Raw genomic sequence first — 19631 nt, 5'->3', positions numbered from 1 at the left:
GTTGTAGGATTGTCCGCGGGCTAAGGATGGAGAACGCGGTGAAACGGGAAGAGCGCAGGCAGGAGATCATCAATCTTCTGGTCGAAAGCCGGGCTGTCGAACTGGACGACATCGCGGCCCGCTTCGGCGTCTCCAAGATGACGATCCATCGCGACCTCGACGATCTCGAAAAGGCCGGCGTGCTGCGCAAGGTACGCGGCGGCGCGACGATCGATGCCGGCACCCAGTTCGAGAGCGACTTCCGTTTCCGCGAATTGCAAGAATCCGACGTCAAGCGCGCGCTCGCCGAGACCGCTGCCGACCTCGTCGAACCCGGCATGACGGTGATGATCAACGACGGATCGATGGCCTCCGTGCTTGGCGACGTGCTCTGCGAAAAGAAGCCTATCACCATCGTGACCAACAATGCCGCCATCATGGAGCGCACCAAGGGCATTTCCGGCGTCACGCTGATTGCCCTCGGCGGCGTCTATTCCGCCAAGTTCAACGCCTATTTCGGCATCGTGACCGAGGAAGCCCTGTCGCGTCTTCGCGCCGACATCGCCTTCATTTCCGCCCCGGCGGCATCGGGACGCCTCGCCTATCACATGGACGAGGCGGTGGTGCGCACCAAGCGGGCGATGATCGCCGCGAGCCGCCAGACGTGCCTGCTCGTCAACAGCCGACGCTTCGGCCACGCGGCGCTGCATGTGCTCGCCGATCTTGCCGAATTCGACACCGTCATATCCGACAAACCTCTGCCCCACGACACGTCGGCCGAACTCGGCGACGGCAAGACCGTGGTGCGCATCGCCCACAAGGAGACAACGACATGAGCCAAGACCGGCAGTTCTGGGTCGGCACGAGCTGGAAGATGAACAAGACGCTGGCCGAAGCAAGGGTCTTCGCCGAGGGTCTCAAGGCAGCCGATGGCGACCGCAATGCCCGCATCCAGCGCTTCGTCATCCCGCCCTTCACCGCCGTGCGCGAGGTCAAGACGCTGCTTGCCGACACCTCCGTCAAGGTCGGCGCGCAGAACATGCACTGGGCCGACGAAGGCGCATGGACCGGCGAAGTCTCGCCGGTCATGCTGAAGGACTGCAATCTCGACCTCGTCGAGCTCGGCCATTCCGAACGGCGCGAACATTTCGGCGAGACCGATGAGACGGTCGGCCTCAAGACTGAGGCCGCCGTGCGCCACGGCCTCGTTCCGCTGATCTGCATCGGCGAGACGCTGGCCGACCGCGAAAGCGGCGATGCCCCCGAAGTGCTGGCCCAGCAGGTGCGCGGCGCGCTGTCCCGCCTCAGCGACGCCCAGAAGCACGCCGAAATCCTCCTCGCCTACGAGCCCGTCTGGGCGATCGGCGAGAAGGGCATTCCGGCGACCGCCGACTATGCGGACGCCCGCCATGGCGAAATCGCCAGGGTCGCGGAAGACATTCTCGGCCGGCGCATTCCCTGCCTCTACGGCGGCTCGGTGAACCCGCAGAACTGCGAGGAACTGATCGCCTGCCCGAATATCGACGGGCTCTTCATCGGCCGCTCAGCCTGGAAGGTTGAAGGCTATCTCGACATCCTGGCGCGTGCAGCCGCCACGATCTGAAAGGAGTACACCCATGAAACTCGCTATTGCCGGTGACAGCGCAGGCGAAGGCCTCGCAAAGGTCCTCGCCGATCACCTGAAGGACCGCCACGACGTGCACGAAATCTCGCGCACCGATGCGGGCGCCGAAGCCTTCTATGCCAACCTCTCCGACCGCGTCGCTTCTGCCGTCGTCTCCGGCGAATACGACCGCGCCATCCTCGTCTGCGGCACCGGCATCGGTGTCTGCATCGCGGCCAACAAGGTGCCCGGCATCCGCGCCGCGCTGACGCACGACACCTATTCGGCCGAGCGCGCCGCCCTTTCCAACAACGCCCAGATCATCACCATGGGCGCGCGCGTCATCGGCTCGGAACTGGCCAAGGCCATTGCCGACGCCTACCTCGCCCAGACCTTCGACGAAAACGGTCGCTCGGCCGGCAACGTCAAGGCGATCGACGAGGTCGATGCGAAGTACAACGCCGCCGGCAAGTAATACCGGCCATCCCGGCGCGCCTTGCCTGCGGCACAGGCGCGCCGACCCTATCCGCGGCCAGCCGCCTGCGGATGCCGGCCTCAGCCTGGTTTTCAAGCGCCCGAGACTGATCAACAATTCGCCATATATGGGGCTATCGTACGACGACCGCCTCAACGCGAGCCATGACATGTCGGATGAGAATAGTGTGGTTTCCGAAGATCGGGCGTCACGATTTTTCCGGATGCTCCTGACATACAGGCACTATCTCCTCGGGGCGGCAAGTCTCCTGATCTTCGCCCTTGTCGGTTACGGGGTCTACCGGCTGACAGCGGAAGTACGCTACGAAGACGTCCTTGCGGCCCTTTCGGACACGTCGTGGCGCGCCATCGCCCTTGCCGTATTATTCACCGGCCTCAGCTTCTGCGCCCTGATCCTCTACGAGGCCAATGCCGTCGATTATATCGGCCGCAAGACACCGTTTCCCGCCATCGCAGTGACCGCGTTCATCGCCTACGCCGTCGGAAACACGGTGGGGTTCGGACCGCTCAGCGGCGGGGCGATCCGGTTTCGCGCCTATTCCCGCCTCGGCTTCCTGCCGGGCGAGATCGCACGCATTATTGCTTTCGTCACACTGGCCTTCGGCCTTGGCCTCCTGTCCGTCAGCGCCCTTGCCGTCCTTGCCGTCGCGCCACGGGTTGCCGGCAGCCTCGGCGTCGATGCCTTCTGGCTGCGCGCCCTGGCGCTCCTCGTTCTGGCCGCCCTGCTCGGCGCATTCCATGCCGGCCGGAACAGTCGCCTGATCAATGTCAGGGGCTTTTCCCTGCGCTTGCCCGACAGCCGCACCGCATCCCGGCAGTTCCTCGTCTCTGCCCTCGACATCGCCGCAGCGGCATCCGTGCTCTATGTCCTGCTGCCCGAAACCCATATGGGCTGGCCGACCTTCCTCGCCGTCTACGCGGTGGCGGTCGGCTTCGGCGTGCTCAGCCACGTACCTGCCGGGCTCGGCGTCTTCGAAGCCGTCATCATGGCGGGGCTTTCGCACGCCATCAGCATCGACCAGTTGCTCGGCAGCCTCGTGCTCTACCGGTTGATCTACTATGTCCTGCCGCTGTTGCTGGCGACCGTCCTGCTGCTGATCACCGAAATGCGCCAATTGACGCTGAAACCCGGCGTCGCGGAGGCGGCGCTCCTCGTCGGCAGGCTCGCGCCGGCACTGATCGCGACGCTATCGCTGGTGCTCGGCACCATGCTGATCTTCTCGAGCGTGGTCCCGACGCCCGGTCCGGATCTCGATGTCCTGTCCGCCTATCTTCCCCTTCCCATCGTCGAGGGCGCGCATTTCCTGTCGAGCCTGCTGGGACTCCTGCTTCTCATCGCCGCCCGGGGCCTCGGCCAAAGGCTCGATGGCGCATGGTGGGTGGCGCTCGCGGGCGCCAGCGTGGCCTTCGCCTTCTCCTTCCTCAAGGCGATCGCAGTGTTCGAGGCCGCCTTGCTTGCCCTGTTCATCCTCGCCCTGCTCGTCAACGCACGCGCCTTCGATCGCCACAGCTCGTTGCTCAGGCAGCCCTTGGGGCCGTCCTGGCTGGCAGCAATCGTGGTCGTTCTCGCCACAGCCTTCCTGATCCTGCTCTTCGTCTACCGCGACACCCGGTATGCGCACGAACTCTGGTGGCAGTTCGAGTTTTCCGAGGAAGCGCCGCGCGGCCTTCGCGCCCTGCTCGGCCTCGCAATCGCTGCTTCCGCCGTCTCCCTGTTCAGCCTGCTACGGCCGGCGCATCTGCGCACGCAGGGTCCGGCGACAACGGATATCGCGCGCGCCATCGCCGTCACGATGGGACAGGACCTCGCCGATGCCAATCTCGTGCGCATGGGCGACAAGCATCTGCTGTTCTCGTCCTCCGGCAAGTCCTACATCATGTACGGCATCCATGGGCGCTCGTGGATCGCGCTTGCCGATCCGGTCGGCCTTGAGGAAGAAACCCCCGAACTCGTCTGGCAGTTTGTCAGCCTGGCGCGCGCGGCGGGCGGCCGCCCGGCCTTCTACCAGATATCGCCCGCCCTGCTCTCGGCCTGCGCGGATGTGGGCCTGCGCGCGTTCAAGCTCGGCGAGATGGCAATCGTCGAACTGAACCAGTTCGAGCTGAAGGGCAGCCGCTTCGCCAATCTGCGGCAGGCCTCCAGCCGAGGCCTCAGGGACGGTCTCACATTCACCGTCCTGCCGCCACCGGACGTGGAGGCCGCCCTTGCCGAGCTGCGGGCCGTGTCGGATGGCTGGCTCGCCGACCACAACACGAGAGAAAAGACCTTTTCCCTCGGAGCGTTCGAGGATACCTACGTCCGCTCGCAGCCAGTCGCCGTCGTGCGCCTGCGCGATCGTATCGTCGCCTTCGCCACGCTGATGGTCACCGATACAACGGCTGAGGCGACGGTGGACCTCATGCGCTTCGCACCCGAGGCGCCGAAGGGAACGATGGATTTCCTCTTCGCCAGCATTCTCGAATATGCGCGGCAAGCGGGATACCGGCAGTTCAATCTCGGCATGGCGCCCTTGTCCGGCATGGCGCGGCGCGAGGCGGCACCGGTCTGGGACCGCGTCGGCAGCACGCTGTTCGAGCACGGCGAACGCTTCTACAATTTCAAGGGCTTGCGCGCTTTCAAGTCAAAGTTCCATCCGCGCTGGGAGCCCCGGTATCTGGCCGTATCGAACGGCGCGGGCGCTGCCCTCGCCCTGATGGACGTGACCTTTCTCATCGGCGGCGGCGTCAAGGGAGTGATTGCGAAATGAGACTGTTTCACCTTCTGGCGACAGCCGGCCTCATGACATGCCTTATTCCCCTTGCCGGAATGGCGCAGGAAAAGCCGCCGGCCTTCACGACCGGCATGGTTCCGGCCGATCACATTGCCTTGCCGGACGGCGCACCCGGCGAGAGCATCTTCCTGATCTCGGATGCCGCGGGCTGGGGAGCGGACGAGGAGAAGGAGGCGTCCAGCCTCGTTGAAAAGGGCGCCGCCGTCATCGGCATCGATTTCCCGCACTACCTGAAATCCCTGCAGGCGGATCCGGGAGACTGCGTCTACATGGTGTCGGATATCGAGTCGCTTGCCCATCAGGTGCAGCGAGCGGGCGGCGCGGCAAGCTACAGCCCGCCCATCATCGCCGGTATCGGTGAAGGCGGGGCGCTGGCGCTCGCCATGATGGCGCAGAGCCCGGCCGCCACGCTGGGCGAAGCGATCGCGGTCGACCCCGTTGCCGGCATCCCGCTCGACAAGGTGCTGTGTACACCAGCCGCCAAATCCCGCGCCGGCGGCCGCACGATCTATGGCCTGACCGAAGGTCCGCTGCCGGCGCCCGTGACCGTGCTCCTCACGGACACAGTACCAAAGACGGGGCGCGACCATGCTGCCGCGCTGAAGCAGGCCCACCCGGATATCGACGTTCGGGAGGTGTCATCCTCGGCAACGGATGCCCTCTCTCAGGCACTGGCAGACCGCGTGGATGCTGCCGGCAATGCGGACATGCCGCTCAGCCTGCCGCTCACCGTCCTCAAGGCGACGCCGGCATTCGACACGATGGCGGTGGTCTATTCGGGAGACGGCGGCTGGCGGGACATCGACAAGCAGGTGGCGGGCGTCTTGCAGGCGCGCGGCATTCCCGTCGTCGGCGTCGATTCGCTCCGTTATTTCTGGTCCGAGCGAAAGCCGCAGGAGACGGCCGACGACCTTGCACGCATCATCGACGCCTTCCGCAAAGAGTGGAACGTCAAGCATGTGCTGCTCATCGGCTATTCCTTCGGCGCGGATATCCTGCCGGCAAGTTACAACCTCCTTTCCTCAGAGGACAGGAACCGTGTCGCGCAGGTCACGCTCATGGCGCTGTCGCGTTCCGTCGACTACGAGATTTCGGTGACAGGCTGGCTGGGTGTCGCCGGCGCAGGCGGGGGAGGCGATACGGCAAACGACATCAGAAAGATCGATCCGCAACGCGTCCAGTGCATCTACGGCACGGAAGAAGACGACGACCCCTGCCCCTCGCTGAAGCAGACCGGCGTGGAGGCAATCGGCATCAAGGGCGGCCATCATTTCGACGACGACTACAAGGCGCTTGCCGGCCGCATCATCGACAGCCTCATGCGGCGTTTGCCAAAGCAATAGGAAGAGCCGTCATTGCCCGCCCTCCCGGGGATAGTCACCCGCCTGCTGCCGCCAGAGCTGCGGCTACCTCAGCCCCGCTATAGGGTTTTTGCAGCAGAATGGCCGGTTGATCGCCGGGAATGGCGGGCAGATCGTTGTGGCCGGTGGCAAAGACGACACCGATTGCCGGATTATCCGTGCGGGCGCGGATCGCCAGTTCCATTCCGGACAGGCCGGGCAGACCGATATCCGTCAAGAGCACGTCAAAGGGCTGACCTTTGAGGAGGGGTAAGGCTTGTTCCGCCGTCGCCACGTCAACCACCTCATGGCCGAGTTCTTCCACGAGATCGACAGCGTTGAGGCGGATCAGGAAATCGTCCTCGACCAGCAACACCTTGAGCACCAATGCCTTTTGCGTGCCATTCTCGGCTGCCGGCCTGCGTCCGGCAAGGCTCGCGCGAACCTTCCGGGCCAGTTCCTCCCTGCTATAGGGCTTGGAAAGCAACTCAACGCCGGCATCGAGCCGGCCTTCGTGCACGATCGAATCCTCGGTGTAGCCGGACGTGAAAAGCACCGCTATGCCCGGCAGGTGCTCCCGCGCCTTCAGGGCCAGGTCAGGGCTACGCAATGACCCCGGCATGATGACATCCGTGAAGAGTAGGTCGATGGGAACGCCGCTCTCGACGATCGCCAGCGCGCCTGCCGCATCGCGCGTCTCCAGCACCGAATAGCCGAGATCCTGCAGCATCTCGACGACGGTCTCGCGCACCTCGTTGTCGTCCTCGGCGACCAGGATCGTCTCCGTGCCGCCGGAGACCGGACCGGGATCGGCCGTGGTGAAAGCGTCCTCCGCTTCCATCGAGCGCGGCAGGTAGAGGCGCACGGTCGTGCCTTGACCCGGCTCGCTGTGGATATCGATGTGTCCGCCTGACTGCTTGACGAAACCGTAAACCATGGGAAGCCCCAGGCCTCTCCCGTTGCCCACTGGCTCGGTAGAAAAAAACGGTTCGAACACGCGTTCCCTGACGTAAGCGGTCATGCCATGCCCCGTGTCCGTCACGGCAATGAAGACGTATTGGCCGGGTTCGGCATCAGAATGCTGGCGCACATAATCGTCATCGACGAACGCATTGCCGACCTCCACGGTCAGCTTGCCTTGGCCGTTCATCGCATCGCGCGCATTGACCGCGAGGTTAAGCACGGCATTTTCGATCTGCGAAAGATCGACAAGGGTGTTCCACAAGCCTTTCGAGCGGATCGTCTCGATCTCGATCGCCTCGCCGACCGTTCGGCGCAGCAGATCTTCAAGGCCGCCAACCAGCCGTCCGATATTGATGACCTTCGGCTCCAGTGCCTGGCGGCGACCGAAGGCGAGCAGCTGATTGGCAAGCGTGGAGCCGCGGCCAACGCCGGCAAGGGCGTTGGCAATCCGCTGCTCCGCCCGGGCATTGCCGGAAACGTCCTTGCCGAGCAGCTGGAGATTGCCCGATATGGCCTGGAGGAGATTGTTGAAATCATGCGCGACGCCACCCGTGAGCTGGCCTATCGCTTCCATCTTCTGCGCCTGGCGAAGCTGCTCCTCCGCTTCGGCAAGCGCGCGGGCCTGTTCGCGCTCTGCGGTGACATCACGGCCATAGGCGAAGGTGAGACCCTCTTCCGCAAAAATACGCCAGGAGATGCTGCGCACCGATCCGTCGGCATGGCGAAAGCGAATGTCCCGGTCCGGCCCTGCCGACCGCCCGTCGCCTGCCAGGACGATATGCGTATCCTCCGGCCAGACAAAGCTGCCAAGATGCCGGCCGATGGTCTCGCGTGCAGCAAAGCCCAGTACCGCCGACCAGGCGGGGTTCACGGAGCGGATCGCACCGTCCTCCCCCGACACCACGAGAAGATCGCGCGAGTTGCGCCAGAGGCGGTTGACCTCCGCCGTGCGCTCGCTGACCTGTCGCTCCAGAGAATTCGCCAGTTGCTCCAGTTTCTGTTCGGCCTGCCGGCGTTGCACGGCGATGCGGGTGCGCACAGCAACGTCCCGCACGAAAGCCAGCTCGCCCGGCGACCATTCACGCGCCTCGTCGTGGCTGAGGTACAACATCGCGACGAGGCCGCCGGCCTCGGTGATCGGTATGGCGATGAAGGCCCTCGCCTTGATCGCCCTCAGGGCTTCGGCGGTCATTTTCGTGCGCGGGTCATGCTCCACATCGGCAACGACGACGGTCTCGCCGCGCTTCATATCCTCGATATAGGTGCCGAACTCCCGCAATTTCAGCACGCCGGCTATTGTCGCCACGCCCGGCGCGTTCCAATCGCGTGCAATGGTGATCGTCTCGGCGGCGGGATCGATGGTGCCATAACCCGCACGGCTGACATTGTGCATCTTCGCCAGCATCTCCGCTGCCGCGAAGGCGATCTCGATCGGGTCGGTGCGCTGGCTGAAAAGGTCGGCAAGCGCGATCAGCGCGTCGCGGCGGGTTTCTTCCGCCCGCGCCTCCGTCACATCGACATTGACGCCGATCATGCCCAAGAATTCGCCACCGGCGCCGAAGCGCGGCTGCGCCTGCGTGTGCAGCCGCCGGTAGCAGCCGAGTTTGCGGCGATAGCGCGCCTCGACGGAGAACGGCACCTGCCGTCGCATGGCATCCCCCACTTCGGCGGCCAGCACCTCCCAATCCTCCGGATGCACCCGGTCCTTCCAGTGGAAACGGTCAATCTCCTCTGGCGTTATGCCCCAGAAATCCCGTTGTGCCGCATTCAGGTAGAGGCACTTGCTGTTCTCGTCGCCCATCCAGAGCATGACAGGCGCCGTTTCCGCCGCCAGGCGGAACCGCGCCTCGCTTTCGCGCAACGCATCCGTCGCCATCCTCTGTTCGGTAATGTCCTGTCCCTGAACCAGGATGCCGCTCGCTTCTCCGTCCTCGCCGAAAATCGGCTGGTAGATGAAATCGAGGTAACGCTCGTCCGGCGCCGCACCTTCCCGGCGATGCAACAGGACGCGTACCCCCTTTCCGACATAGGGCATACGTGTCGAGATCACCTGATCCAGGAGATCGACGAACCCCTGTTCCACGAGTTCCGGCAAGACTTCCCGCACCGTTTTTCCGACAATGTCGCGACGATTGACGAGCTGGAGATATGCGTTGTTGACGATTTCGAAAATGTGCTCCGGCCCGGTAAGGATCGCGACGAAACCGGGCGCCTGTTCGAACATCTGGCGAAGCCGCTCGCCCCCTGCCTTGAATCGCTCCTGCGTCGTCACCTTGGCGGTGGTCTCCACGACAATAGCGAGGACGCCTGCCGGGCGACCGTCTTCGCCGAGCACCGGCGAACAATCGAGGTTCACCCAGACCTTCTCGGCCTCGCCCCGATGGCGACAGAGCGTGAACTCCTGATCCTTGCAGGCGAGCGTTCCCCCGGCAAGACCGACCTTCAGAACGTTGTCGTTGAAGTCGGCGATCTCCGCCCACCCTTCCTTGGCCTTGCTGCCGAAAAGGGCGGGATGACGGTCTCCGGCGAAGGCGGAATAGGCATCGTTGTAGATCATGATGCCGTCTGCGCCCCAGAACAGTACAATCGGCACAGGCGAGCGCAACAGGAGGCTGACCGTCGTCTTGAGAGACTGCGGCCACCCCTCAAGCGAGCCGATCGGCGTCGTCGTCCAGTCGAAGCCAGCGATCAGGCCTGCATTGCGGCCACCCCCGCTCAGGAACGGATAGTGGTCGTTGACCTCGCCTTCCACGCCGCCCTCCGATCGCATTCACACATCCCTTCGCGTTTCAGATACCATCGGCTTCCCTGCAGAACGGCGCAATCTATCCCGCGCATTCAAAGTTGTCCCGCCCTCCGCAAGACAACTGACCGCGATAGAAAATAGGGCACGGTGGCACTGCGTCAAACGCCCTCGGCAAGGTTTTGCTTTTATCGACAAGGAGCATGGTGACAGGCTCTACGCCCATTCCCGGGACAGGACGCGGTTAGAAGCCGATACGGACCCTGAGGCCGGGATCGGACCTGTTCTCGATGGTTAGCGCCAGCCCGTAGACACTGCATATCTCCCGAACGATCGAAAGGCCCAGCCCTGTTCCCTCGACACTCGTGTCCAGCCTGACGCCGCGTTCGGTCATGCGGTTGATCTGTTCCGGATCGACGCCCGGGCCATCATCGGTCACGACGAGCTGCCGGTCCTGCCAGCTTACGACGACCCGGCTCCTCGCCCATTTGACGGCGTTCTCGACGATATTGCCCACCAGCTCGCGCAGATCATGCGGATCGACCGGTACGTCGTGCGGCTCGCCGACATCGACACGCCAGTCCAGCCGCTCGCCGTCCGGTGTGCGCTGGAGTGTACGCACTACCTGATCGACGATCTTTCCCATGACGGCATCGGATTGCCGCATCTCCGGGTTCGTGACGATGCGGCTGCGGGTAAGCTCGGCGTCCACATGGCCGCGCATGAGCTGCACCAGCCGGTCGATCTCGTCGGCAATCTCGCTTTCGCCCTTGCTGCGCAGCGTCACCGCATCGTTGGACAGAACGGTGAGCGGCGTTTTCAAGCCATGGGCGAGGTCGCCTGCCCGCGCCCGTGCCTTTGCAAGCGACTGCGCCTGGGCATCGAGAAGCCGGTTGACCGCCACTTCGACCGGGACGAATTCCGCCGGCAGCACACCGTCAAGCCGCCCGCCGCGCCGCTCGCGGATCCGGTCGAGGCCATTCGTCAAGGCGACGAGCGGCCGCAAGCCGACGACGACCTGGATCACGGAAGCCCCGATCAGGAACACCGCGAGCCCCGCAAGATAGGGAAAGATGTCACGCGCGAACCCCAGGCTGGCTTCCTCCAGCGGCTTGCGGTCCATCGCCACCACGATCTGCAACTTCTGTAATCCGGCGGGCGTCATGACCTCGATACGGCGCTGCTGCGCCATCAGGTTTGTGCCATTGGGACCGGGCAGGTCGAAGCGGTGGAGATCGCCGTCGGCCGGCAGGTCGGCCGGCACCGGCAGGGTGTAGTCCCAGAGCGATTGCGAACGGAACCGGGCGGTGGAGGTCTCGTCGCCGATCTGCCAGTAGAGGCCACCATAGGCATCGGTCGAGCGCTTGTCGAGGAAACCGGCGGGACGCTCGAACCGGCCATCCGACGCAAAATTCAACGACGCAGCGATCGTGTTGATATGCCCCGTCATTTCAAGATCCAGCCGCCTTTCCAGGCTCGCCGAAAACACCGAGATCATGAACAATGCAGCCAGTGTCAGCGCCGAGGGCACCGTGACAAGCGACACGAGGAGGAAACGGGTGCGGATCGACAGCGGGCGTCTCTTCATGCCACGCCGATCCGGTAGCCGTAGCCTCGCCGGGTGGCGATGATATCCTTGCCGAATTTCTTGCGCAGCCGGCCGACCAGAACTTCCACGGAATTGCTCTCCCGTTCGAAATCCTGCGCATAGAGTTGCTCGGTCAATTCCATCTGCGAGATGTGCCGGTCGGCATTGGCCATGAGATAGTGAAGGCAGCGATACTCGAGCGGCGTCAGATCCATGAGCAGGCCATCGACCGTCGCGCTGCGGGCGCGGGGGTCGAGCTTCAGCCGGCCCGCCGACATGACAGGCGCGGCCTTGCCCTGCGAGCGGCGGATGATCGCGCGAAGACGCGCCAGAAGTTCCGGCATCTGGAAGGGCTTTGCCAGGTAGTCGTCCGCGCCGGCATCGATCCCTTCGACACGTTCCTCCCAGTTGCCGCGTGCCGTGAGGATCAGCACGGGCAGCTCCCGCTCGGCGGCGCGCCAGCGCTTCAGCACTGTCAGCCCATCGAGTTTGGCGAGCCCGAGATCGAGGATGACGGCAGCGAAATCCTCGCTGTCGCCGCGAAACCAGCCGCTCTCGCCGTCGCGCTCATGCTCGACGACGTAACCGGCCCGTTCCAGATGGTGGCGGACGTCACGGGCAATGAGCGGGTCGTCTTCAACAAGCAGGATACGCATGCAGATCAATCGTCATCGTCAACATCGAGAACCTTGCCGTCGCGCGCGTCCATCTCGATTTCGAGAAGGCGGCCGCTGGCCTGCAGCACCTTGAATTCATAGATGAAGATGCCGTCGTCCTCATCGAGCTTTACGCCGATGATCTCGCCGGGGAAAGCACGGCGAACGTTTTGCTGCAAGGCGGAAAGCGGCATCACATCGCCACGGCTGACGGCGTCACGCAGGCGATCGAGGTCATCATCGCCGGCGCTCGCAAGTGGTGCAGCCAGCAAGACCGCGGAAAAAAGGATCGTTGCACAAAAGTCTCTGATGGTCATCCCACACCATGTAGCACGGTTTTGCTGAAATTTAGCTGACACGCCGCGTCAGCTATCGCTCAGTAGAGGTCTCGTAGGGTGTCCTCATCGACCGGGCAATCGTGCTTCGGCCGCATCGAAAGGAACCCGTCATGAAAAGCCTCCTCCTGATCCCCTTTGCGTCGCTCGCCTTCATCTCCACGGCCCATGCCGGGGACGATCACCGCCAATGCGGTAACGTGGCGATCGCGGACTGGATGAGCGAAAACGACCTGCGCACCAAGGTCGGCGCGATGGGTATCGAGGTGCGGAAAATCGAGATCGACGACGGATGCTACGAGGTCGAGGGACGCAATCGCGATGGCCGCTGGCTGGAGATCGGCTTCCACCCCCAGACGGGTGAGCAGGTATGGATCGACGGCGACGACTGAACGAGCGAAAGAGGGCGGTCGTCACGCAGCACGCAATTCGACCGCCCCCTCAAGCGCCGAATCGGGATAATATCCGGTCGAGCTGCGGGCCGCGCCGGCCGCGAAGGCGATGACAAGGGCAGGAAACGGAACCGGACTTGCAGGACGAGACGACGCCAACCGACATCATTCCGACCCCGCGCATGTTTTCCTGGGCGCGCAACTCGACGATCTACCGCATCGAGCGGCGCATGCACACGGAGAAGCAGCTCTTCGATGCAATCTCCCGCAAGGCGCGCGAAAAATTCGAGGATATCACCGACACGCAGGTCAAGGCGCTCGCCGATTCCGCCGTGAAATTTGCCTATGACAACAAGGCTCTGGACGACAAGGCCTTTGCCGAAATCAGCAGCCGGTCGGGCATGCGAAGCGGTAGATCCAGACGCGCGGTCGCGCAGAAACTCTCCCAGAAGGGTGTCGCCAGGGAAACCGCCGCCACCGCGGTCGCCGAGATGGACGACCTCTATGCCGCGGTGGTCCTTGCCCGCAAGCGCGCCTTCGGGCCATTCCGCAAAGTGGAGCTGGACGACAAGCGAAAAGCCAAGGAGCTTTCCGCCTTCGCCAGGGCCGGTTTTGGTTTCGAACTCGGCAAGACCGTATTCACAATGACCCGCGAAGAAGCGGAAGACATACTGGATGCCGGCCGGCATCTCTAGGTGAGCCTTTCACTGTGCTCAGAAGCCGAGCGCAATGCCGTCCTTGCGCGATTCCGAACCGCCGATCAGCGTTCCGTTCTCCCAATCGATGCGGATGGCCTGCGCACCGCCGATGGGGCGTTCGGCCGGAACGATCGCAAAGCCGCGGCGCTCCAGCTCCTGCGCGGTTGCAGCCGGCAAGGTGCATTCGGCCTCGATGCCCAAGCCATCCCGGCGCGGGACCAGACGTGGCAGGTCGATCGCCTCCTGCAGGTCCATGCCGTAGTCGAACACTTTCGAGACAAGGTGCGCATGGCCCATCGCCTGATAGTAGCCGCCCATCACGCCGAACGGCATCTCGACCCGGCCGCCGCGCGTCACCATGCCCGGAATGATCGTGTGCAGCGGACGCTTGAGCGGCGCCAGCACGTTGGGATGGCCGGCCACCAGCGAAAAGCTCTCGCCACGATTGTGCAGGACCACGCCGGATCGCGGCGCGACCAGTCCGGTGCCGAAGCTGTCAAAGACCGAATTGATGAAGCTGACGGCGTTGCGGTCGCGGTCCACCACGGAAATATAGACCGTGTCGCGGTGCTGCGGCATCTGGAAAGGCGGCAGGTCGGTGAGCGCATGGCGAAGGTCGATCATCGCCGCCAGCCGGTCAGCCAGGTCGTCCGACAGCAGTTCCTCCACAGGCACGTCCGCCTTGTCGGGATCGGCGATCCAGGCGTCTCGCGCCGCATAGGCAAGCCGCGTCGCCTCGATCTCGACATGCAGCCGGTCCGGTGATTGCGGATCGCCCTTGGCTTCGAAACGGCTGAGAATGTTGAGAATGAGCAGCGCGATGATGCCCTGACCGTTTGGCGGGCATTCATGGATCGTGTAGCCGCGAAAATTCGTGACGACGGGCGTGACATAGTCGCCGCGCGCGGTGGCGAAATCCTCCATCGTGTGCAGCCCGCCGAGCGAACGGAGGTACGAGACCATGTCCTGCGCAACCGGGCCCGTATAGAAACCGTCGCGCCCTTCGGCCGCGATGCGCGTCAGCGTCCCGGCAAGTTCCGGCTGGCGGTGAACCTCGCCGATCCGCGGCGCCCGGCCGGCCGGCAGGAAGATGCGCGCGGCCGTCGGGTCGGCGGCCAGAAGCGCCTCTTCCAGCCGCCAGTCGCGATGAACGCGCGGGCTGATCGCATAGCCCTCTTCCGCAAAGCGGATGGCCGGCGCGAGCACGTCGGCGAAGGCCAGTCGGCCGTGATCGGCATGCAGCCTCGTCCAGGCGTCGATCGCGCCGGGGATCGTGACCGCCGATGGCGACTGGCGCGGCACTTCCGCAAGGCCCCGTTCGATAAACCAGTCGAGGGTGAGGGCCGCGGGCGTGCGGCCCGACCCATTGTAGGCGATGACATTGTCGGAGCCGTTCGGTGCAAAAAGCACGAAGCAGTCGCCGCCGATGCCGGTCGAGCCCGGTTCGACGGCGCATTGCACGGCAGAGGCGGCGATGGCCGCATCCATCGCATTGCCGCCCGCGTCCATGATCTGGAGCGCAGCAAGCGTGGCGGACGGATGCGAGGTCGCCGCCATGGCGTGGCGGGACACGGCAACGGACCGCGTCGGCTTTTCGAAATTGCGCATTCTATTCGTCCTCCTCGAATGTCAGGCGTCGGCTTTCAGGCAGTTTTCGCAGTCGGCTTCAGGCGGCTCCCGTCGTCAGGGCGAAGCCCTTGCCGAAACGCTCGCGCGCCTTGCGGGAAAAGGCGGAGATGGTGGCATGGTCCGCCGAACGCGCGGTGACGAGAACGAACTCGACATCCTCCAACGCCGGCAACAGAGGCGGCGCGATCTCGCGCAGGCCGGCGGGCGCCAGACTGCGCGGCTGGACGAGCACGCCCATGCCGGCCCGCGCCGCCGCCGTCAGTCCGCTGAGGCTCTGGCACGAGCAGACGATGCGCCAGGGCGTACCGCTGCGCTCCAGCGCTTCCAGCAAAAGCTGGCGCGTGAGGCTTGGCGGCGGAAACACGATGAGTGGAAGTTCCCGTTTTGCCAGCACGGCATCCGGATCGCTCGCAAGCCAGACGAGCGGCTCGCGCAGGATGGCATCCCCGCGCTGCTCGCCGATCCTCCGCTTGGCCATGACGAGATCGAGTTCGCCCCGATCCTGCATCTCGGCCAGCGTCTTGGAAAGTGCAACGGAGAGCTGGAGGTCGACGGAGGGGTAATCCGCAATGAAATCCTCCAGAAGGCCCGGCAATTGCCCGCTCACCAGATCTTCCGAGATTCCCAGCCGGAAAGGGCCGCGCGGACCCTCGGCATTGAACTGAGCGGCCGCCTGCCGTTCGAGCGCGAGAAGCTGCCGCGCATGCGGCAACAGGGCCTCGCCGTCCGCCGTCAGCCGCACCGCATGGGTATCGCGGTCGATGAGCCGCCGGCCGAGGCCACGTTCCAGCCGTTGAAGATGCTGGCTGACCGTCGACTGGCCGAGGTTGAGCCTTTCGGCGGAGAGCGTGAAGCTCTTCATCTGGGCCACCATCACGAAACTGCGCAACTGGACAAGATCTAGCATATCACGAACCTGGATAAGCCTTATCGTTTGCATCGTGAAACAGGATATCTAAACTTGCAGACCTGTCGAGACCCAACCGATCGAAAAATGATGAAAAGACTTCTTCCCGATACTTTCACCTGGCTGCTCATCGGCGCCGTCATCCTTGCCTCGCTCCTGCCGATATCCGGTGAGCCGGCGGAATGGTTCGGCGTCGCCACCAGTATCGCAATTGCCCTGCTGTTCTTCCTGCATGGCGCGCGGCTTTCCACCGACGTGGTGATTGCGGGCTTCCTGCACTGGCGCCTCCAGCTTTTCATCCTGGTCACGACCTTCGTCGTGTTCCCGCTGCTCGGCCTCGGGCTTGGCGTCTTCTCGCCCTGGCTGATCGACCAGCCGATCTATCTCGGTCTCTTGTTCCTGTGCGTCCTTCCCTCGACGGTACAGTCGTCCATCGCCTTCACGTCGATTGCCGGCGGCAATGTGCCCGCCGCGATCTGCGCCGCCTCGACCTCGAACATTCTCGGGATTTTCCTGACGCCTGTCCTCGTCGCCCTGCTCTTTTCGACCGGTGGCGAGGTCGGCATTTCGTTCGACATGATCTGGAAGATCATGTTGCAGCTTTTCCTGACCTTCGTCGCCGGCCAGTTGCTGCAACCTTTCATCGGCAACTGGATACGCTCGAAAAAGACCCTGCTCACACCCTTCGACCGTGGTTCCATCCTCATGGTCGTCTATCTCGCCTTTTCCGAAGCGGTGACGGAGGGCATCTGGGGCAGGCTTGCGGTGGAGGATCTGGCGCTGCTCGTTCTCGTCGACATCCTGCTGCTTGCCGCGGTTCTCGTTGTCACCAGTGTCGGCGGCAAGATGCTCGGCTTCAACCGCGAGGACCGCATCACCGCCGTCTTCTGCGGCTCCAAGAAGAGCCTTGCCAGCGGCGTGCCGATGGCCAGCGTGATTTTCGCCGGCCAGTCCATCGGCGCGATCGTCCTGCCGCTCATGCTGTTCCACCAGATCCAGCTGATGGTCTGCGCCTGGCTCGCCCGCGTCTACGCGGACCGGCAGAAGGCCGAAACCGCCGCCGTGACATCGCCCCGATAGTTTGCGCCATTCGGCGCCGGCGTTCTCCACACGCTATCGCTCTTATGGGACGAGGGGAACGCCGGACTGAAGCGGGCCTTCGCCACCTATCTTTCATGCAACTTAATAATGCAAATCTAATGATGCACTGCGGGAGTTCCGCGCGCCCTGTTTTTTTGAGAACTGCCACGATTTCCGGTGGTTATGACTTGGCGAAGCGGCAATTTCTGATGTAGCAAAAGAGCGGCTGTGCTTCACGCATATTCGCGACAAAGGTGCAGCCTCGGGGGGGCTCCTTTTCAAGGAGCAAGTGGGGTTGGCATGCTTTCCTGTTTGAAGGGCGCAATTTTCTGCGCGGCAAAACTTGTGCGCTCAGCGGCCTGGATTACGGCGGCACTGTTCGTCTTTTTCATCAATGTCAGCAGTGCGGGCGCGGCCCCTTCGATCTCCTCCCATCCAAGTGACAGATCGGTCGGGCTTGGAGGGCAAGTCACTTTCAGCGTGACGGCCTCGAATGCAACCACATACCAGTGGCAGCTCAACAACGGATCTGGCTTCCGCGATGTCATCGAGGGTGGGGTCTATTCCGGCGCGACCACGGCGACATTGACCATCACTGGGGCCGGGAACGACCTGCATATTTCTTCATACCGCGTTGTCGTCGGTGACGGCGTGGCGCCGCCGATAACGTCCAGACCAGCGATGCTGATCATTTACGACCCGCGGCCCTCCATTTCAGTTCATCCTCAACCAAGCACGGTTTGCGAGGGAAGCAATGCGACTTTCAACGTCATCGCGAACTACACCACCGGTTATCAATGGCAAACGCAGGAGGGCGGAGACGTTGTGGATGTCATCGATGACACGAGGCATTCAGGCGCGACAACGTCAACTCTGACGATTACCGGCGCGACCCTCGACATGAACGATAACCAGTACCACGTCTTCCTATCGGGCGCCGCCGCGCAAACAGATTGGTCGTTCCCGGCCCAGCTGTCGGTCATTCCTCGGACGGTCATCACAGGACATCCGGCAAACTCGACCGTTCTCGCCGGCGGAACGACGACACTCGCCGCCACAGGCAACGCGGAGCGCTATTCTTGGAGTGTAGACGACGGATCAGGCTATTTTACCGTCATCTATGACGACGCACAATATTCAGGCTCGAGTACTTCGGCCCTTACCATCACCGGCGCGACCGCTGCCATGAATGGCTATAAATATCGCGTTGCGGCCGGCGGCCCCTGCGGAACAGTACGCTCGGCTCCTGCCACGCTTGCCGTCTATAGTCCTCCGGCGATCAGCCACATGTCGCCCATGGCAGGCCCCACGGCCGGTGGTACTCAAGTCACCATCACCGGCACGGACTTCAGCAGAGTGAAATGGGTATTTTTCGGAACGACTAGCGCCGCCTTTACGCTGAGGAGCCCGACTTCGATCAGCGCGGTCGCCCCTGACGGCGACGAAGGCACGGTCAACGTGCGGCTTGAGACACCCGATCAGACGAGCGACACGCCCGCGGCAGCGCAGTTCACCTATGTCGCAGCTCCCACGGTTTCGAGTGTCTTTCCTTCAGCCGGACCGACCGCGGGCGGCACCTCGGTCACGATAACAGGTACGAGATTCACCGGCGCGACGTCGGTGACCGTCGATGGGACGCCGGTCAATGCCTTCACGCTCAACGATGCCGGCTCGATTACGTTTGCGATGCCAGCCCATGTTTCGGGCGCGGTGGCTATCGGCGTCACGACGGACGGTGGAACCGGCACCCTGACAAACGCCTACACCTTCGTCGCCCCCCCCATGGTGACGAGCGTTTCCCCATCCGTCGGCACGACGGCTGGCGGAACACCCGCCACCATTACCGGCACGAACTTCAGCGGCACGCTCCGCGTGACCATCGGCGGCTTCCCGGCGGGTTACGCCGTGCTGTCAAATACGCAGATCTATGTAGCCATGCCGGCGGGAACGGCAGGCGACGCCGATATCCTCGTCGAAACAGCGGGCGGCGCGGCGACACTGGCTGGCGCCTACCGCTACATGGAACCGGCCACCGCCAACCCCGTCTCCGCGACGGTCGCCGCGAACTCGTCCGCCAATCCGATCACGCTGAACATCACCGACGGGGCGCCCGACAGCGTCGCTATCGCCACACCGCCAAGCCACGGCGTGGCAAGCGCCACGGGAACGACCATCGCCTATACGCCCACGGCCGGCTATTCCGGAGCCGACAGCTTTACCTACACGGCCACGAATGCGGCCGGCACCTCCACGGCGGCGACGGTGACCATGACCGTCACCGCACCCACCCTCGTCTTCACGCCCGCTGCCGGCGCATTGGCCGGCGGCACCATACGCGCGGCATACAGCCAGACCATCTCCGCCTCGGGGGGAACGGCGCCCTACAGCTATGCCCTTGCAGCGGGCGCGCCACCCGACGGCTTGACGCTCGACCCCGCGACAGGAACGATCA

At 63.8% G+C, this 19631-nt stretch carries 15 protein-coding genes; 9 read left to right on the top strand and 6 right to left on the bottom strand.

Annotation, left to right across the window (positions count from 1 at the left end; translation table 11 throughout):
• The first annotated feature begins 38 nt into the window (after positions 1 to 38).
• From WA950_RS14550 to WA950_RS14530, 5 genes are all read left to right on the top strand, one after another.
• The gene (locus tag WA950_RS14550) at positions 39 to 815 is read left to right on the top strand and encodes a DeoR/GlpR family DNA-binding transcription regulator (RefSeq protein ID WP_424552429.1); all 777 of its coding nucleotides are present in this window, start codon (positions 39 to 41) and stop codon (positions 813 to 815) included.
• Positions 812 to 1582: a triose-phosphate isomerase gene (locus WA950_RS14545; protein WP_424552428.1), complete on the top strand. Its 771-nt coding sequence runs from the start codon at positions 812 to 814 to the stop codon at positions 1580 to 1582. The genes WA950_RS14550 and WA950_RS14545 overlap by 4 nt, the downstream gene beginning before the upstream one ends.
• Positions 1583 to 1595: 13 nt before the next feature.
• Positions 1596 to 2057 (top strand): RpiB/LacA/LacB family sugar-phosphate isomerase, encoded by a 462-nt coding sequence (locus WA950_RS14540; RefSeq protein ID WP_424552427.1) that lies wholly within the window; start codon positions 1596 to 1598, stop codon positions 2055 to 2057.
• 223 nt (positions 2058 to 2280) lie between these two features.
• A complete protein-coding gene (gene mprF / locus WA950_RS14535; protein ID WP_424552426.1) occupies positions 2281 to 4824 on the top strand; it encodes a bifunctional lysylphosphatidylglycerol flippase/synthetase MprF in 2544 nt (847 codons plus the stop codon).
• Positions 4821 to 6191 carry a virulence factor family protein gene (locus WA950_RS14530; RefSeq protein ID WP_424552425.1) on the top strand — a complete coding sequence of 457 codons (1371 nt, stop codon included), beginning with the start codon at positions 4821 to 4823 and terminating at the stop codon, positions 6189 to 6191. Before mprF ends, WA950_RS14530 begins: the two co-directional genes overlap by 4 nt.
• A 34-nt stretch (positions 6192 to 6225) precedes the next feature.
• Here WA950_RS14530 and WA950_RS14525 read toward each other — a convergent pair whose 3' ends face one another.
• The 4 genes from WA950_RS14525 to WA950_RS14510 form a co-directional block, all read right to left on the bottom strand.
• Positions 6226 to 9921, bottom strand: coding sequence for a PAS domain S-box protein (locus WA950_RS14525; protein ID WP_424552424.1), 3696 nt, complete (start codon positions 9919 to 9921; stop codon positions 6226 to 6228).
• 217 nt (positions 9922 to 10138) lie between these two features.
• Positions 10139 to 11482 (bottom strand): sensor histidine kinase, encoded by a 1344-nt coding sequence (locus WA950_RS14520; protein ID WP_424552423.1) that lies wholly within the window; start codon positions 11480 to 11482, stop codon positions 10139 to 10141.
• Positions 11479 to 12138, bottom strand: coding sequence for a response regulator transcription factor (locus WA950_RS14515; RefSeq protein WP_424552422.1), 660 nt, complete (start codon positions 12136 to 12138; stop codon positions 11479 to 11481). Before WA950_RS14515 ends, WA950_RS14520 begins: the two co-directional genes overlap by 4 nt.
• Before the next feature lie 5 nt (positions 12139 to 12143).
• Positions 12144 to 12497, bottom strand: coding sequence for a PepSY domain-containing protein (locus WA950_RS14510; RefSeq protein ID WP_424552421.1), 354 nt, complete (start codon positions 12495 to 12497; stop codon positions 12144 to 12146).
• Between the two features lie 89 nt (positions 12498 to 12586).
• Between WA950_RS14510 and WA950_RS14505 the strand changes: the two genes are divergently transcribed.
• Complete coding sequence (locus tag WA950_RS14505) at positions 12587 to 12865, top strand: PepSY domain-containing protein (protein ID WP_424552420.1); 279 nt, start codon at positions 12587 to 12589, stop codon at positions 12863 to 12865.
• A 137-nt stretch (positions 12866 to 13002) separates the two neighbouring features.
• Entirely contained in the window at positions 13003 to 13560 is a 558-nt protein-coding gene (recX, locus tag WA950_RS14500; protein WP_424552419.1) for a recombination regulator RecX, read from the top strand.
• 18 nt (positions 13561 to 13578) lie between these two features.
• On the opposite strand, the gene ggt is transcribed toward recX, so the two are convergent.
• Both ggt and WA950_RS14490 read right to left on the bottom strand, forming a co-directional pair.
• Entirely contained in the window at positions 13579 to 15171 is a 1593-nt protein-coding gene (gene ggt, locus WA950_RS14495; protein WP_424552418.1) for a gamma-glutamyltransferase, read from the bottom strand.
• Between the two features lie 58 nt (positions 15172 to 15229).
• Complete coding sequence (locus WA950_RS14490; RefSeq protein ID WP_424552417.1) at positions 15230 to 16099, bottom strand: LysR family transcriptional regulator; 870 nt, start codon at positions 16097 to 16099, stop codon at positions 15230 to 15232.
• Between the two features lie 90 nt (positions 16100 to 16189).
• Here WA950_RS14490 and WA950_RS14485 point away from each other — a divergent pair, with 90 nt between their 5' ends.
• On the top strand, positions 16190 to 17179 hold the full coding sequence (locus tag WA950_RS14485) for a bile acid:sodium symporter family protein (RefSeq protein WP_424552416.1): 990 nt from the start codon (positions 16190 to 16192) through the stop codon (positions 17177 to 17179).
• A gap of 300 nt (positions 17180 to 17479) precedes the next feature.
• The coding region (locus tag WA950_RS14480; protein WP_424552415.1) for an IPT/TIG domain-containing protein at positions 17480 to 19631 on the top strand (2152 nt) is incomplete at its 3' end.

The sequence above is a fragment of the Shinella sp. genome, assembly GCF_049651085.1.
Classification (GTDB): Bacteria; Pseudomonadota; Alphaproteobacteria; order Rhizobiales; family Rhizobiaceae; genus Shinella.
Note: the sequence above shows the minus strand (reverse complement) of the source record. Positions and strands in the feature narration are given on the sequence as shown.